This is a genomic window from Flavobacterium sp. 316 (assembly GCF_000967805.1).
Taxonomy (GTDB): Bacteria; Bacteroidota; Bacteroidia; order Flavobacteriales; family Flavobacteriaceae; genus Flavobacterium; species Flavobacterium sediminilitoris.
Genome location: NZ_JYGZ01000004.1, coordinates 113,373 through 128,941, shown reverse-complemented (window position 1 = coordinate 128,941; position 15,569 = coordinate 113,373). Strand labels below are relative to the sequence as shown.

Annotated in this window: 14 protein-coding genes and 1 riboswitch; of the genes, 1 reads left to right on the top strand and 13 read right to left on the bottom strand. The window is 31.0% G+C overall.

The genetic code is table 11. The annotated features are described in order from the left end of the window. Positions 1 to 56 precede the first annotated feature (56 nt). Entirely contained in the window at positions 57 to 707 is a 651-nt protein-coding gene (gene aat / locus SY27_RS09365; RefSeq protein ID WP_045969551.1) for a leucyl/phenylalanyl-tRNA--protein transferase, read from the top strand. Here aat and SY27_RS09360 read toward each other — a convergent pair. The 13 genes from SY27_RS09360 to tsf all read right to left on the bottom strand — a co-directional run bounded on the left by SY27_RS09360 (position 691) and on the right by tsf (position 15,470). After that, positions 691 to 1,401 (bottom strand): HesA/MoeB/ThiF family protein, encoded by a 711-nt coding sequence (locus SY27_RS09360; RefSeq protein ID WP_045969549.1) that lies wholly within the window; start codon positions 1,399 to 1,401, stop codon positions 691 to 693. The genes aat and SY27_RS09360 overlap by 17 nt on opposite strands. Positions 1,402 to 1,449: 48 nt before the next feature. Then, positions 1,450 to 2,586: a 2-iminoacetate synthase ThiH gene (gene thiH, locus SY27_RS09355; protein WP_045969547.1), complete on the bottom strand. Its 1,137-nt coding sequence runs from the start codon at positions 2,584 to 2,586 to the stop codon at positions 1,450 to 1,452. Positions 2,587 to 2,639: 53 nt separating this feature from the next. Then, on the bottom strand, positions 2,640 to 3,410 hold the full coding sequence (locus SY27_RS09350) for a thiazole synthase (protein ID WP_045969545.1): 771 nt from the start codon (positions 3,408 to 3,410) through the stop codon (positions 2,640 to 2,642). Then, a complete protein-coding gene (locus SY27_RS09345) occupies positions 3,397 to 4,020 on the bottom strand; it encodes a thiamine phosphate synthase (protein ID WP_045969543.1) in 624 nt (207 codons plus the stop codon). The genes SY27_RS09350 and SY27_RS09345 overlap by 14 nt, the downstream gene beginning before the upstream one ends. Beyond that, a complete protein-coding gene (locus SY27_RS09340) occupies positions 4,013 to 4,768 on the bottom strand; it encodes a hydroxymethylpyrimidine/phosphomethylpyrimidine kinase (RefSeq protein WP_045969541.1) in 756 nt (251 codons plus the stop codon). Before SY27_RS09340 ends, SY27_RS09345 begins: the two co-directional genes overlap by 8 nt. Further along, entirely contained in the window at positions 4,741 to 5,331 is a 591-nt protein-coding gene (locus SY27_RS09335; RefSeq protein WP_052705295.1) for a thiamine phosphate synthase, read from the bottom strand. Before SY27_RS09335 ends, SY27_RS09340 begins: the two co-directional genes overlap by 28 nt. 82 nt (positions 5,332 to 5,413) lie before the next feature. Next, positions 5,414 to 7,237 carry a phosphomethylpyrimidine synthase ThiC gene (gene thiC, locus SY27_RS09330; protein ID WP_045969539.1) on the bottom strand — a complete coding sequence of 608 codons (1,824 nt, stop codon included), beginning with the start codon at positions 7,235 to 7,237 and terminating at the stop codon, positions 5,414 to 5,416. Positions 7,238 to 7,302: 65 nt separating this feature from the next. Next, a complete protein-coding gene (gene thiS, locus SY27_RS09325) occupies positions 7,303 to 7,509 on the bottom strand; it encodes a sulfur carrier protein ThiS (RefSeq protein ID WP_045969537.1) in 207 nt (68 codons plus the stop codon). A 71-nt stretch (positions 7,510 to 7,580) separates the two neighbouring features. Beyond that, positions 7,581 to 7,678, bottom strand: a riboswitch (TPP riboswitch). Positions 7,679 to 7,956: 278 nt separating this feature from the next. Beyond that, the gene (locus SY27_RS09320; RefSeq protein ID WP_045969535.1) at positions 7,957 to 9,957 is read right to left on the bottom strand and encodes a T9SS type A sorting domain-containing protein; all 2,001 of its coding nucleotides are present in this window, start codon (positions 9,955 to 9,957) and stop codon (positions 7,957 to 7,959) included. 137 nt (positions 9,958 to 10,094) lie between these two features. After that, positions 10,095 to 10,310 carry a VF530 family DNA-binding protein gene (locus SY27_RS09315; RefSeq protein WP_045970221.1) on the bottom strand — a complete coding sequence of 72 codons (216 nt, stop codon included), beginning with the start codon at positions 10,308 to 10,310 and terminating at the stop codon, positions 10,095 to 10,097. 29 nt (positions 10,311 to 10,339) lie between these two features. After that, positions 10,340 to 10,900 carry a DNA-3-methyladenine glycosylase I gene (locus tag SY27_RS09310; RefSeq protein WP_045970219.1) on the bottom strand — a complete coding sequence of 187 codons (561 nt, stop codon included), beginning with the start codon at positions 10,898 to 10,900 and terminating at the stop codon, positions 10,340 to 10,342. Continuing rightward, a complete protein-coding gene (locus SY27_RS09305; RefSeq protein ID WP_045969533.1) occupies positions 10,890 to 14,540 on the bottom strand; it encodes a TraB/GumN family protein in 3,651 nt (1,216 codons plus the stop codon). The genes SY27_RS09310 and SY27_RS09305 overlap by 11 nt, the downstream gene beginning before the upstream one ends. A gap of 105 nt (positions 14,541 to 14,645) precedes the next feature. After that, positions 14,646 to 15,470: a translation elongation factor Ts gene (gene tsf / locus SY27_RS09300; RefSeq protein ID WP_045970217.1), complete on the bottom strand. Its 825-nt coding sequence runs from the start codon at positions 15,468 to 15,470 to the stop codon at positions 14,646 to 14,648. Positions 15,471 to 15,569 lie beyond the last annotated feature (99 nt).

Here is a 15,569-nt window from a genome sequence, read left to right as displayed (position 1 = left end):
GTGGTTTTTGTGTACTTATTCTTTTCTCTTTTTTCTCTCATCTATATTATATAAGAATGTATTTTCTAACAAAAGAACTTTATTTTCCGCCTGTTGATGAGGCAACGCCTGATGGTGTTTTAGCTGTTGGAGGTGATTTATCTATAGAAAGATTACAACTAGCTTATAAAAGTGGAATTTTTCCATGGTTTGAAGATGATGAGCCTATTCTTTGGTGGTCACCACCTGAAAGAATGGTTTTGTTTTTTGAAGACTTAAAAGTGTCTAAGAGTATGAGAAATGTACTCAATCAAAATAAGTTTAAGGTAACATTTAATACAGCTTTTAGAGATGTAATTACTAATTGTAAAAAAGTCATTAGAAAAGATCAACCAGGAACTTGGATTACTAATGAGATGGTGGAAGCTTATTGTAAATTACATGAAATAGGTATTGCAAAAAGTATTGAAGTTTGGCAAGAGGATGAATTAGTTGGAGGTTTATATGGAATAGATTTAGGTCATGTTTTTTGTGGAGAAAGCATGTTTTCCAAAGTCTCCAATGCTAGTAAAATAGCTTTTATTTATTTGGTAAAGCATTTAGAAAAAAATAACTATAGAATTTTAGATTGCCAAGTTTATAATGATCACTTAGCCTCTTTAGGTTGTGTGGAAATTGATAGGGAAGACTTCATGATGGTGTTGAATTACCCTAAAACTTCAACTTAATAAAACTCCATTCTAAAGTATTGAAAATAATCAGTTCATTGGTTAAACAAGGTAAATTAGTAATAATTTTTAAGGTTTCGTGAGCCATCATAGTACCAATAATTCCGGGTAATGTGCCTAAAACACCATTTAAACTGCAATTCGGGACATCCTCGGGATTGGGTGGTTCTGGAAATAAGTCGCGAAGGTTTTTACTGCCTTTATTATTGAAAACAGCAATTTGTCCTTCAAATTTTAAAATACTTCCATAAATTAAAGGTTTGCCCAATTTCAAACAGGTATCGTTAACTAAATAACGAGTGGCAAAATTATCGCAACCATCAACAATTACGTCAAATTGAGAAAGTATGCTTTCGCAATTAGCAGTAGTTATTTTTTCTTCGAAAGGAATGTAATTAACAGCAGGATTTAGATTTTTTAACACTTCTGTAGCTGTAGTTACTTTTGGTAATTCGATGTGGTTTTCAGTATATAAAATTTGTCGGTGTAAATTAGATAATTCTACTTGGTCAAAATCAACAATACCAACTATTCCCACACCAGAGCTAGCCAAATATTGAAGAATTGGACAACCTAAACCACCAGCACCAATTACTAAAACTTTAGCATTTTTTATTTTTTCTTGTCCTTCGTTACCAATTTCAGGGAGTAACATTGGTTTTGTATATCGTAAGTAATCTTGAATACTAAGCATTTTTCACTCTCAATTTATAAGTTCTTTTATATAGCAATTTTTAAGACTTTAGATTTTAGGATTTTGTACTTTATTACTAAATGTTTTGTCCCAATCTTTCCAAACGGGCTCGTAACCTTTTTCACGGATAATGGTTGCTATTTCAACAGCCGAACGGTCATCACTCGTTTCAAATTGTTCTAAAGATTGTTTGTCAACACTATAGCCACCAGGATTTGTTTTAGATCCTGCACTCATTGTTGTAGTACCAATAGGAATGATATTGTCTCTGAATTTTTCGTTTTCTCGTGTTGAAATAGAAATCTCTAAATCGGGATTCCAAATACGGTAGGCACAGATTAATTGTGTTAAATCCTTGTCATCCATAATAAAGTTGGGTTCAATGATTCCCTCTGCAGGACGAAGTCTTGGAAAAGAAACCGAATATTTACTTTGCCAATATGTTTTTTGTAAATAATCAATATGTAGAGCATTGAAAAAACTATCAGTTCTCCAGTTTTCTAAACCTAATAAAACTCCTAATCCAATTTTGTGAATACCTGCTTTTCCAATTCTATCGGGTGTTTCTAAGCGATATTCGAAGTTTGATTTTTTTCCTTTAGGATGGTATTTTTTATATACTTCTTTATGATATGTTTCTTGATATACTAAAACGGTATGAACACCAGCTTCATGCAAAGCCAAATATTCTTCTTCATCGAGTGGTTGTACTTCGACTGAAATATTAGCAAAATGTTTTTGAATTTGTTGAATCGCATTCAAAAAATAATGAATATTTACGGTATAGTTGGCTTCACCAGTAACTAATAGAATATGATCGAAACCAGCCTCTTTTAATACTGAAACTTCTTCTTTTATCTCGCTATCATTTAAGGTTTTTCGTTTGATTTTATTGTCTAGACTAAAACCGCAATAGGTGCAAATGTTCTGACATTCATTACTCAAATACATAGGAGCATACATTTGAATGGTTTTTCCAAAGCGTTGTTTAGTAAGGACATGACTTTTTTGAGCCATTACCTCCAAATAGTTTTGCGCAATAGGAGAGATAAAGTTTAAAAAATCATCAACAGTGCATTTGTTTTTGGAAAGACTTTGTTCAACTTCTTTAGCAGTAACTGAATAGATCTTTTTTTGAATGGAATCCCAATCGTATTTTTTGAATATTTCGTTGAATGTGTTCATATTGTATTGTTGATAATAGGAGACTAATTACTTTTTACTAATCACTAAGGACTCTATTCATTCAAAAAAGCCGTCAACGGACTCGATGCTTGTGCAAAATTAGAAACTGAACCCAATTGTGCTTTATACGCTTTTCGTCCAGCAATAACAGCTTCTTTAAAAGCTTCCGCCATTAATTTTGGATTCTGAGCCACAGCAATTGCAGTATTTACTAAAACAGCATCTGCACCAATTTCCATGGCTTTTGCTGCATCAGAAGGAGCTCCAATTCCAGCATCAACGATGACAGGAACATTACTTTGTTCAATAATAATTTCTAAAAAATCAATTGTTTTTAATCCTTTATTGCTTCCTATGGGAGAGCCTAATGGCATTACGGCTGCTGTGCCAACTTCTTCTAAACGTTTACATAAAACAGGGTCAGCATGAATATAAGGCAATACAATGAAGCCTAGTTTGGCTAATTCTTCCGTTGCTTTTAGGGTTTCAATAGGATCAGGTAATAAATATTTTGGGTCTGGATGAATTTCTAATTTCAAGAAGTTGGTTTCAAAAGCTTCTCTTGCTAATTGAGCGGCAAAAACAGCTTCTTTAGCATTTCTTGCACCAGAAGTATTGGGTAATAAATTGATATTCGGGTGTTTTAAATGCGAAAGAATAGTATCTGTTTCTGTTTCAAAATCCACACGTTTTAGAGCTACGGTTACCAATTCACTTTCGGAAGCTAAAATAGCTTCTTCCATTTGTTGATTAGAACCGAATTTTCCCGTTCCTAAAAACAAACGGGAACTGAATGTTGTATCTGAAATTTTAAATGTTGACATATAATTTTTCGTTGAGTGTTGTTATTACTGTTGGGTTTTGAGTTAATAGACTTGAAACGGCAATACCATGAATGCCTGTTTCTATAAGTAAAGTGATGTCTTCTAATTGAATGCCACCAATTGCAATAAGTGGTGTTGAGATATTATTCTTTTTCATTTGGTTTAGAATAGTTTGGTAGCCTTCTAAACCTAAAATGGGACTTAATTTTTCTTTAGTAGTAGTAAAACGAAAAGGACCAAGACCTATATAGTCGCATTCTTCATTAACTCTTTGCAAAACGTGTTCAAAAGTATTTGCTGTTCCACCTATGATTTTTTGGCTACCTAAAATAATACGAGCTTCTTTAATTGACATATCATCTAAACCTAGATGAACACCATCTGCATTTACTTGAGAAGCTAAATCTACTTTGTCGTTAATAATTAAAGTAGCTTTGTACTGTTCGCAAAGGTGTTTGGTTCTTTCAGCAACAGTTAAAACTTCCTTTGTGTTTCCGTTTTTAAAACGCAATTGAACCCAGTTGCAACCACTATCTAATGTTTGTTGAATATTATTCAATTGTTCGTCAATTGTATTTCCTTGTGAGATATAGTGTAATTTACTAATCATAATGATATCCTAATAAAGTATTGTTGGAATTAAGAAATTTTTCGATGTACATCTTAGCTTTTTTACAAGAAGGTTTAATATCAAAACCTAAAGCCAAGTTTGCTGTTATAGCGGAAGATAAAACACAACCTGAACCGTGTTTGCTAAAGATATTTTTAGTTTCTGGTAAAAGTGTAAATATCTCATCTTTCAAAAATAAGAAATCGGTTCCCAATGCTTCCGAATTGTGTCCGCCTTTTAAGAGAATTGCACAATGTTGAGAAATATTTTTTGCAATGGTTTCTGCATTGATTCCTTTGGTAGACAATTGCAAAATTTCTTTATAATTGGGTGTAATTAAATCCATTTGATTTAAAATGGATTTTAATTTTATTTGATTTTCAATGTCCATAAAGTTAAAATCTGTACTGGATCTTAAAACGGTGTCCCAAATGATTTTTGTCTTTTGAGAAAGTTTTTTTATTTGGAAAACAATTTGTTCTAAATACTCCAAAGTAGGAACAATCCCAATTTTTACGGCTTTAATTTCGTATTTATTAAAAAGAATAGTCATCGATTCAAGTACAAAATCAATTGTTATCCATTCCATTTTTATGAATTCATTTTCTGTTTGAATGGTGTTTCCTGTTATAATTGCAAAACCATAAACCTGATGTTGCTCGAATGTTTTTACATCGGTTAAAACACCAGCTCCACCAGAAGGATCAAAACCAGCAATGCTTAAAACGATTGGGCGATTGTTTGACATTTTTTAAAGTTTTCTATTGGGTTTTTGGTATTCCAAATGGCTCCAAGCAAAGCATAATCATCAAAATCATTATGCAATACTTCTTCAATATTTTCAACTGAAATTCCTCCTAAAGCAATCAATTTTGTATGATGATTGGTTCGTTTCTTTATTTCTTCAAAAGCATTTTTCGTTGGGACATAATTCTGTTTTGAAATACTTGAATAAATCGGACTTAAAAAGGCATAATTATAAACATTGGGTAAACCATTAAAATCTTCTATTGAATGTACCGAAGTAGATAGAAACCTGACAGATTTTTGAAACTTGTCAGGTATTTTGTTTAATCTATCTTTTTCTGTAAAATGAACTTTTTTGATCTGAAATTCTTCAGTTAACTCATGATGTTGATGCAAAACCAATTTTGAATAATAATTCGAATGTATTGCTAGCAAAAAAGAACGTAATTTTTCTATTGAATAATTTGGTTTTCGAATATGAAACAACTCCATACCTTCTTCAAAAAGAGAATTTATGATGCTTACTTCATTCACTATTTCCGTTGGATTTGAAATTACTATCATGATTTTTCTTTTATGAAATCTAAGTTCTCGATACATTTTTTATTCCGTTTCTCTCCATAAAAAACACTCGAATTGACGATTTCTACAAATAAATTTCTTTTCCGTTTTCGATAAATTCTTCCGACATGGCTTTCATGCCTTCTTCTGCAGCAGCAGAATCTCTAATTTCTTGAGAAATTTTCATTGAACAGAATTTTGGACCACACATCGAACAGAAGTGCGCTACTTTAGCACCATCTGCGGGAAGTGTTTCATCATGAAACTCTCTTGCAGTATCTGGATCAAGAGCCAAGTTGAATTGGTCTTCCCATCGAAACTCAAAACGGGCTTTACTTAAAGCGTTATCACGATATTGTGCTCCTGGATGACCTTTGGCTAAATCAGCAGCATGAGCTGAAATTTTATAGGTTATAACTCCATCTTTAACATCTTTTTTATTAGGTAAGCCTAAATGTTCTTTTGGTGTTACATAACAAAGCATCGCACAGCCATACCAACCAATCATGGCTGCTCCAATCGCAGAAGTAATGTGGTCGTAACCTGGAGCAATATCTGTTGTCAAAGGCCCTAAAGTATAAAATGGAGCTTCTGAACAATGTTCTAATTGTTTGTCCATGTTTTCTTTAATCATGTGCATAGGTACGTGACCAGGACCTTCAATAAAGACTTGTACATCGTGTTTCCAAGCAATTTTTGTCAATTCTCCTAAAGTTTCTAATTCAGCAAATTGTGCAGCATCGTTAGCATCGGCAATAGAACCCGGACGCAAACCATCTCCAAGAGAAAAAGCCACATCATATTGCTTCATGATTTCGCAAATTTCTTCGAAATGAGTGTATAAGAAGTTTTCTTTATGATGAAATAAGCACCATTTTGCCATAATTGAACCGCCACGAGATACAATTCCTGTTACACGATTAGCGGTTAAATGTATATATCTCAAAAGGACACCGGCATGAATAGTGAAGTATGAAACTCCTTGTTCTGATTGTTCAATTAAAGTATCTCTGAAAATTTCCCAAGTTAAATCTTCTGCAACTCCTTTTACCTTTTCTAAAGCTTGGTAAATAGGAACAGTTCCAATAGGAACAGGAGAATTACGAATAATCCATTCTCTAGTTTCGTGAATGTTTTTTCCTGTTGATAAATCCATAATAGTATCTGCTCCCCAACGACAAGCCCAAACGGCTTTTTCAACTTCTTCTTCAATACTAGAAGTTACCGCACTGTTTCCAATATTTGCATTAATTTTTACCAAGAAGTTTCTACCAACAATCATGGGTTCGCTTTCAGGATGGTTGATGTTGTTTGGAATAATAGCACGACCTGCTGCTACTTCGCTACGAACAAATTCAGGTGTAATTTTGGTTTTTGGTGTATTGGCTCCAAAACTTTCTCCTGTATGTTGGCATTGCATGGCCTTGGTTTGATTCTCTAGTTGTTCAATACGTTGGTTTTCACGAATAGCAATATATTCCATTTCTGGTGTAATAATGCCTTGTTTCGCATAGTAAAGTTGTGTAACATTAGCTCCTTTTTTAGCACGCATTGGTTTATGTAAGTATTCAAAACGTAGATGGTCTAAATCAGGATTGTGTAAGCGTTCTTTTCCATATTTTGAAGAAATTTCAGTTAGTTCTTCTACATCATTGCGATCTAAAATCCATTGTTCTCTTAGGCGAGGAAGCCCTTTTCGAACATCAATTTCAATATTTGGATCAGTATATGCACCAGAAGTATCATAAACAGTAACTGGTGGGTTTTTTTCAACACCTCCTTTAGCTAATTTTGTATCTGACAATGTGATTTCTCTCATTGCTACTTTTATTGAATGAATTTCCCCATCTATGTATACTTTTTTTGAATTAGGGAATGGTTGTCTGGAAATTTGTTCTTCGTTAGTCATCTTGTTATGGATTTGGTAATGTTTTTTAGGTAAATGAGGTACTATTAAATATTAACTATAGAAAATTATCCGCCTTGTGTAGCGGTAATAATTAAAATGTCATCGGAAGGAGAAAGAGAAAAAGTGTTCCATTGGTTTTTGGAAACCACAGTTTGATTTACAGCAACAGCAATCCCATTTTGTTTTGTGGGAAGTTCGAAATCGATAAGTTCTTGAATTGTAAGAGTGTTACAATCGAAAGTTTTGTGTTGGTTGTTGATTTTTAATTCCATTCCTTTTACTGAATTTAGTATATTATATAGTTATACTTTAGGAATGGCTATAATGGTACATGAGTGTACAATGAAGTCATCTTACTTTTCCCTACGCTAGTATGAACTAAATCAGGTTCAGAGGGTAAAATCTCAGCCTGTAAAATTACAGACACCCCTAAAGTGAATAACAAATGTAGTGAAATGAATTGAAAAATAATCTTAAAGTTAGAAAAATAACAAAAGTTGTAATCCGGTTACTTTTGATTTTTACTTTGTGGGTAAGGATTATAAATTTATGCTTCAGGGGTTTTATTAAATCAAAAGTGCAACAAGGCACCTTACTATAGTAACCCATACTAGTTACAAGTGTATTATAGTACTATGCTATAGTAACTCATTATAAATGTTTTATCCATAGGAATGTTCTTGTAGTTATTTCTAATTGTCAAGCGAATCCAATAAAGCTTATTTTTTCATAATTTTTTTAGTTGCAGTGCCCGCATCTGTTTTTACATACAAAAAGTATAGACCTTTTGATAGGCTAGACATATCTACTACATTTTTACCGTTTATTAGCTCTCCTTTTTGAATTACTTGTCCGTTTATAGTTATTAATTCGTAAGTAGCGTAAGTAGTAAGATTTACATTAATGCTAGAAGTTGTTGGATTGGGATAAATATCTGTTTCAGAAAGGATAAAATCTTCATTATCTAAAACATTATTTAAATCGTATATCTGCGTCCAATTTCCAGCATTATCTTCTAGGAATAAATATACATCAAAAGATGAATTTGTAGGTAAAGAAGAAACAATATTATTGACATTTCCATTTTGGACATTCATTAAGAAATTACCATTTGCAATTGCTCCAGTTCCATTAAGGATGTCATTGTGGGTTACTGTTCCTGCGTTGTTTCCTGGGAAAATAGCATAGTGAATTGTTCCTGTTTCTGGACCATTAACAATCAAAGTAAGCGCTGTAGGTGTCACATTTTCCGTTTGTGGATATTCAATATTTAAAGGCATCGCATAATGGTCTCCTCCAAAAATAACATAAGATTTCCCTATTTGTGTGGTTGGTGTATATGGACTACCTACAACAAAATCCGATATTCCATCTCCATTAATATCACCATTACCGCTAACAGGACGAGCTATATTGGTTGGGTTTAAACCTTCTATAATGAAACCATTTACTCCATTTAGCGTTGTCTCGTTTATTGGATTTGGAAAACCGCTAGTACTTCCAAAAACAATATATGCACGACCACTACTTCCATATACTGAAATGAAATCATCAATACCGTCCATATTTATGTCTCCTATTCCAGCAGATGTTAATTGTCCAGGAAGTGTAAATCCGTCTGTCCCGTTTAAACTACTTAAAGGAAAATGGGCAGGAAAAGGATCAGTACTTCCGTATATCGCATTTGTTTCTGAGAAAAAATCATCAATACCATCATTGTTAATATCACCTAAAGTACCTACAAAGGTTAAAAAGTTTCCTCCATTGTTATCAATACTGAATCCATCAGTTCCGTCTAAAGTTGTTAAATCCACCAAAGGAGAAAATGGTGTTCCTTTTCCAAAAAGTAAATAGCTAATAGCTGGGTTAGTTGAATCCCAATTTCCAATAAGAATATCTTTGAATCCATCATTATTTATGTCGCCTGCTCCTCCAACTTTGTAAGATGGTCTTGAGCCAGGAAAACTACTGGTTTTAAAACCTTTTGTGCCATCTAACCAAGAGGCATCAATTGATGTTGGAAAATTGCTTGAACGACCAAAAATAATCCATGCCTGTCCTGACCAATGTGGAGTGCCAATAATAAAATCGTTAATTCCATCACCGTTAACGTCACCTAAACCAGTTATTTGATTACTTCCAGGTGTATCAATTAAAAAGCCATTAGTGCCATTGATATCGTTGATTGTTATTAATGCTGGAAAAGAAGTTGTCCCATAAATGACGATTTCATCTGGAGAGGTACTGCTAGATCCGATGATTAAATCATCAATTCCGTCTCCATTAATATCGCCAGGTCCTGTTATTGTTGCTCCTCGTCTTTCATCATAAGCTATACCGTCTACAGTAAAACCATTGGATCCGTCTAAAGTAGATAAGTCAAACGGACTAGGGTAAGGAACACTAGATCCAAAAATAATATACGCTGCACCTGCATATTGTAAGCCACTTGCTGTTGCAGTTCCAGAACCAAATGCAATATCTTCTAGCCCATCGTTGTTAATGTCTCCTATAAACTGACTTTCTGCACCAAATTGTAAATTTGTTGAGAGTCCAGAAACTTCAAATCCATTACTACCGTTTAAAGTACTAAGATCAAATGTTGTTGGATACAGTTGATTTTGTGCTAGTATTTCATAGTTATGACAGTAAATGCAATATAGGAATGCAATAAAAGCATATTGTATCTTTTTTAATAGGTTGATTTTTAAGCTTTTCATGATAAATTAATGTTTTTTATTAAAAAGCAAATTTAATTCATCGATAAAAGGTTCACATCACTATAAATGATGATATTTCCTGATTTGGAAAAAATAGTATTTTCTATTATGTCATCTTTATAAAAGGCATTTTTTCTTTATGAAAATTTCGGCAATGTTCTCACATACAATTCTTCTACTTTTTTTCTTGCCCAATCCGTTTTTCGTAGAAAAGTTAAGCTTGATTTTACAGAAGGATTTTCAGTAAAACATTTAATATTGATTAATTCTCCTAAAGTATCAAAACCATAGAAATCGACTAATTGCTCTACAATTGCTTTTAAAGTTTTACCGTGTAATGGATCGTTACTCATTTTTTGTTTTTTTATTTTTAAATTCAAAACTATACTCTTGTAAAACAATCTTCAACATGGTCATTTACCATTCCAGTAGCTTGCATGTGAGCGTACATAACAGTTGATCCAACAAATTTAAACCCTCGTTTTTTTAAATCTTTACTTATTGCGTCTGAAATAGAAGTTGTTGCTGGAACATCTTTTAAGGTCTTCGGTTTGTTGTCAATAGGTTTTCCATTAACAAAATTCCAAATGTATTTTGAAAAACTACCAAATTCTTCTTGTATTTTTATAAATGCTTGAGCATTTGTAACAGTGGCTCTAACTTTTAGTTTATTTCTAATGATACCTTCATTTTGAAGTAGTTCTTCTATTTTAGATTCATTATACTCTGAAACTTTTTTCAAATCAAAATTATCAAATGCTTTTCTGAAGTTTTCACGTTTAGCTAAAACAGTGTACCAACTTAAGCCAGCTTGAAAGGTTTCAAGGATTAAAAATTCAAATAGCGAAGGGTCATCATATACAGGTTTTCCCCATTCGTTATCATGATAATCTCTATATAAATCATCTTTTTCGCACCAAGCACATCTTATTTTAGTAGTCATCATATAAGTAATTTACATCTGTTTTTTTATTTCTTTTTTCAAAATTAACTCTTAAATGAGATTCATTTAGGCTTTTTTTGATTAAAATTTCAAGCGTTTCATTTAATTTTTCTTCATCTGTAATTTTTGAAGTATTAAAATAACGATATGTATATAATTCTACATTATTATCATTTATTAAGAAGGCAAGTGAACATAGTTTGTCTTCATAATTTTTAGGTTCTTTTTCTGTTATTTTGTAGAAGAAATATGCAATTTTATGATTGTTGTGTTGGACAATTCTTTTTTCTAAAAATATAATACTATCGTTTTTTGAAACACTATAAAAATTATTTAATGCATTGTTTGCTATTTCTTCTTGAGAGAGATTGAATGTTTTATTCTCCAATTGCATTAATAAGAAAGCTTTTTTCGGATCTGCTAGGATTTCTTTTCTATCAGTATCAGTTAATGTATTGTTTAAACTAGCTAATCTCATTATTTCAATATCAAGTGCTAGAATATTTAGCTTTTTCAACTTTGTAATGAAGGCATTTGTTTCATTATTTTTTTTAAAATGTTCAAGTAAGTTTAAATAATCAATTAGAACATCTACAGGTGCATATCTTTCTTCAGAGATATATTCATCATTCTCTTCATCATTATATTCAGTGTTTTCCAATTTCCAGCTTAAAACTCTTTTGTATTCTAATTTTGCATTTGTTAGAATCATTTTTCTAAAAGATTTTAATTTTGAAGCAGAAGCGTATTTGTATTCGATTAATTCATTACAGAAGTTTATAATAGGATCATTGTATTCTGGAATACTATAAAATTGGAATATTTTTGGGAATAATACTTTACTGTTTTCTTTATCATTTAGGAATAAATAAAATAAATTACGAATGTCATATTCATTATTACTAAGTGGTAAATCATATTCTAAAAGCGTCATTATTGTTTCATATCCTTTTTTTGATTTTTGGAAAACAAGAGACTTTAAAATATTTATTTGTGTTTCCGCTGCTATTTTTTCTTTTTTGTAATAATTTTCTAAGAATGGAATTACTCTTTCATCATCGACTGAACCTAGTTTTTCTAAAAGCTCGCTTTGAGCGTTGATTTCTGTAGCTTTGAAATTAAAATCATTCAAAAATTGAATCACTTTTGGGATATCATTTTTAGAAAATTTTAGTTCATCTGTAGAATTTAAAGCAGAATATCGAACAGTGTCTTTTTTACTATAAGCATCTGTAATATAGTCATCTATTTTGCTTCTAAAAACATTGTCTTTAGGCTTTTTAATGAAATTTAAATTTGAATAAACAGTTTCAATAAAAGGATCATCATTTTTGTATTTTTTTGGGACTAATGTTTGTAATACAATATAAGCATCTTTTCTAAACAAAATATTTGTTTTGATAGCTTGATTACTGCCTTCTTTACTGATTAAGTAATTGATAGAAGTTGTATTCTGTTCTTTGTTGCTAGTAGTACTTTCTTTTATAATGGTATATTCTTTTTCTTCTTTTTTAAACAAAACCTCATACCAATTACTTTTTTTAAATCCTTTTTTATTATTGATATTATAATTTAAAATGGAAGTGCTGCTTGAATAGTCATAGTCTTCGTCATAATAATCTTCATCTGATGGATTATAAAATGAAGTAAAATAATCTTTGAAATTTTTTTGTATAGTATCTAAGTTGGGATAACTATTATACTTGTGAAATTTATAATATTCTAAAGTTATTTTATTTCCATTTTCAGCATTAATGGAAATGTATTTGTTTTTAATGTTAAAAATATTTTTGTTTTCAATATTATTTTCTCCTATTCCATAAAATAGTTTTTCATTTTCTTTTTTTGGAATTTTAACGGAGAAATTATTGATAGTATCAGTATAAACTTCCATTTCATTATTATAAACGAATGGTTTTTTCTGAAATGAATTAAAAAATGCATTTTTGTCTTTCTCAGGAGCATTCACAGCACCTAATAAATAATACTTGTTTCCAAAAATATAAGATTGTAATGCTATTTCTTTGCCGTTTAATACTGAAATACTTTGAGTTTTATTATTTGCGGTTTTAGTAAATGTAGGTTTTATTTCATGTTGGATGTAAAATTCTTCTTGAATCTGTTTTTCTTCAAACTCATTATCTTCTAATAAATTTATAGTATTTAAATTACGTTCAGTTACAAAATAATAACTTTCTGTATCATTATTATAAGCTTGAATTTCAATGTTTTCAGGAGTTCTAGAATCTTCACCATAGGTGTTGAAATAAGAGGGAATGAAAACGCTAAATCCTCCTCTTTTTGGAGAATAATTTTCCCATTTATTTGAAAATGATTTTAATTTTATAGGATCGAAAAAGATGCTTGTGTATAGTTTTGCATAATTTTTTGCGCCAGTTAATGATACTGAAATAATTTCTAAAGGAGTGATGTAGAAATTAAAATGTTGACTATTTCCTGTTTTGGTTTCGTTGTCTATTTCAAATTTCGAATAGTTTTTTTCAACTGTGAAGTTTTTGGATAATATTGTTCCAGGAATATTCTCAAAGAATAAACTGTCTAATGATTTTGGGTTGTATTTCCCTTTTTTACTTAAAAAATCATTTAAGGGTTTACGAATAATTTTAATAACACCTCCATTTGTATAATCGGGAGATCCAATAATGTATTTATCATTTACAACATATTCGTTCATTGGAATAGAAATCATTCTATCAGAAGTAGTATATGTTTTTAAATTTGGTTTAGGAAAATTAGTTTCTATTGTTTTTTTTAGATTGTCTCCAATGTTTGAGCGTTCTGTACTAACAGGTTTAACAGTGTATCCTTCTTTCTCTAAAAGAGTAAGTACTCCTTCGTCTCCTGCCAAATGGGCTGCACCAATTGCTGCAAATAATGATTTCCCTTGCATAATTTCAATCATGCTATTTACCATTACTTTATTACGACTTATAATTAATACATCATGGGCTTTTGGAGATATCATTAATTTATATAATGTATCAAGAATTACAATGTTTTTTTCTCGATATGATTCTTTAAGAAATTCATTTAGCGGTTTGTTTTTTAAAAGCTTCATTAGAAGCGGTTTGTTTTCTTCTTTTGGTTTCGCTTCTTCCTCTGTTAATTTGTATATAGGAATTAAAGACGTTTTGGCATCTTCTAATCCCATTATTGTTTTGTTGTATTTTTTTCCAGTTTGAAAAATAAACATGTCTAAAACAGTATCTTCCTGATAGTCTGCATTATAGTTGTTGTTTCCTGAAATAATATTACTAAAATAAGACGAGTGTGTGTTAAATAAAGTTTTAACTTCATCTTTTGTTATAGGGTCTAAATAAAATTCGGTGTATAATTTATAAGCATTGTTGAGTTCTTTCGAAAACATTAAGTTTGTTAATTCTCCCCAAGTTTCAGGGTTGCTTTCATTTGCAACTACATCTACATTTAATAAGGCTTCAAAAAAGGCATCAGAAAGGTGGTATGAAATTTTATCATTAACATGCATTGTGCCATATACATACGATTTTTTTTCAGAACCATTTTTTGTAATTTCCCAAAGTAAATTGTTTTTTTGTTGAGAGAATAGAGATACAATTGATAGTGTTAAAAGAATAAATGTACTAAATATTTTTTTCAAGGGGAAATAGTGTTAAGAGTGTATTTCAAATATAAAACAAAAAAACCTTAATTTGAATTTTCAAATTAAGGTTTTTATAAAAAGTATAAGTATATACTAATTAAATTATCCTAAAGATACTCTTTTGAATCCTGTAACAGTTAAATTAGAATCTACTGATTTTACGTATGCAGCAACATTCATAGAACCATCTTTGATATAATCTTGATTTACTAAAGTGTTGTCTTTATAGAAACGTTGGATTTTTCCTTTAGAGATATTATCTAACATTGCTTCTGGTTTTCCTTCAGCACGTAATTGCTCTTTTGCAATTTCAATTTCTTTTTCAATGATTGCAGAATCAACACCAGCTTCATTTAAAGCGATTGGGTTCATTGCGGCAGCTTGCATAGCTACGTTTCTAGAAGCTTCTTCAGCTCCTTCTACGTTTGCAGATAATGAAGTTAAAACAGCAATTTTGTTTCCAGCGTGGATATAAGAACCAACAAATGCTCCTTCTAATCTTTCAAAAGAACCTATTTCGATTTTTTCTCCAATAACACCAGTTTGCTCAATTAATTTTTCAGAAACTGAAATTCCATTGAAATCAGAAGCTAATAATTCTTCTTTAGTAGCATAGTTTAATGCTTGGTTTGCTAAGTCAGTAGCTAATTTCACGAAAGATTCGTTTTTACCTACGAAGTCAGTTTCACAGTTTAATGTAATAGTTACACCAGCTGTTTTGTCTGCATTTACTACAGCAATTGCAGCTCCTTCTGTAGATTCTCTATCAGAACGATTTGCAGCTACTTTTTGTCCTTTTTTACGAAGGTTTTCAATAGCTAAATCAAAATTTCCATCTGCTTCAACTAAAGCTTTTTTGCAGTCCATCATACCAGCACCAGTAGCTGTTCTTAATTTGTTTACGTCTGCAGCAGTAATATTTGCCATAACTTTATCTTTTATTTTTTTAAATGTAAAAATTCCAAAATCCAAAAACCAAATTCCTATTTTAAATTATTATCAACTTTATGTTTCTAATAGAATAGG

Coding starts and splice junctions, on each gene's coding strand:
- aat (WP_045969551.1), top strand. CDS start 57: ATGTATTTTCTAACAAAAGAACTTTATTTTCCGCCTGTTGATGAGGCA.
- SY27_RS09360 (WP_045969549.1), bottom strand. CDS start 1,401: ATGCTTAGTATTCAAGATTACTTACGATATACAAAACCAATGTTACTC.
- thiH (WP_045969547.1), bottom strand. CDS start 2,586: ATGAACACATTCAACGAAATATTCAAAAAATACGATTGGGATTCCATT.
- SY27_RS09350 (WP_045969545.1), bottom strand. CDS start 3,410: ATGTCAACATTTAAAATTTCAGATACAACATTCAGTTCCCGTTTGTTT.
- SY27_RS09345 (WP_045969543.1), bottom strand. CDS start 4,020: ATGATTAGTAAATTACACTATATCTCACAAGGAAATACAATTGACGAA.
- SY27_RS09340 (WP_045969541.1), bottom strand. CDS start 4,768: ATGTCAAACAATCGCCCAATCGTTTTAAGCATTGCTGGTTTTGATCCT.
- SY27_RS09335 (WP_052705295.1), bottom strand. CDS start 5,331: ATGATAGTAATTTCAAATCCAACGGAAATAGTGAATGAAGTAAGCATC.
- thiC (WP_045969539.1), bottom strand. CDS start 7,237: ATGACTAACGAAGAACAAATTTCCAGACAACCATTCCCTAATTCAAAA.
- thiS (WP_045969537.1), bottom strand. CDS start 7,509: ATGGAATTAAAAATCAACAACCAACACAAAACTTTCGATTGTAACACT.
- SY27_RS09320 (WP_045969535.1), bottom strand. CDS start 9,957: ATGAAAAGCTTAAAAATCAACCTATTAAAAAAGATACAATATGCTTTT.
- SY27_RS09315 (WP_045970221.1), bottom strand. CDS start 10,310: ATGAGTAACGATCCATTACACGGTAAAACTTTAAAAGCAATTGTAGAG.
- SY27_RS09310 (WP_045970219.1), bottom strand. CDS start 10,900: ATGACTACTAAAATAAGATGTGCTTGGTGCGAAAAAGATGATTTATAT.
- tsf (WP_045970217.1), bottom strand. CDS start 15,470: ATGGCAAATATTACTGCTGCAGACGTAAACAAATTAAGAACAGCTACT.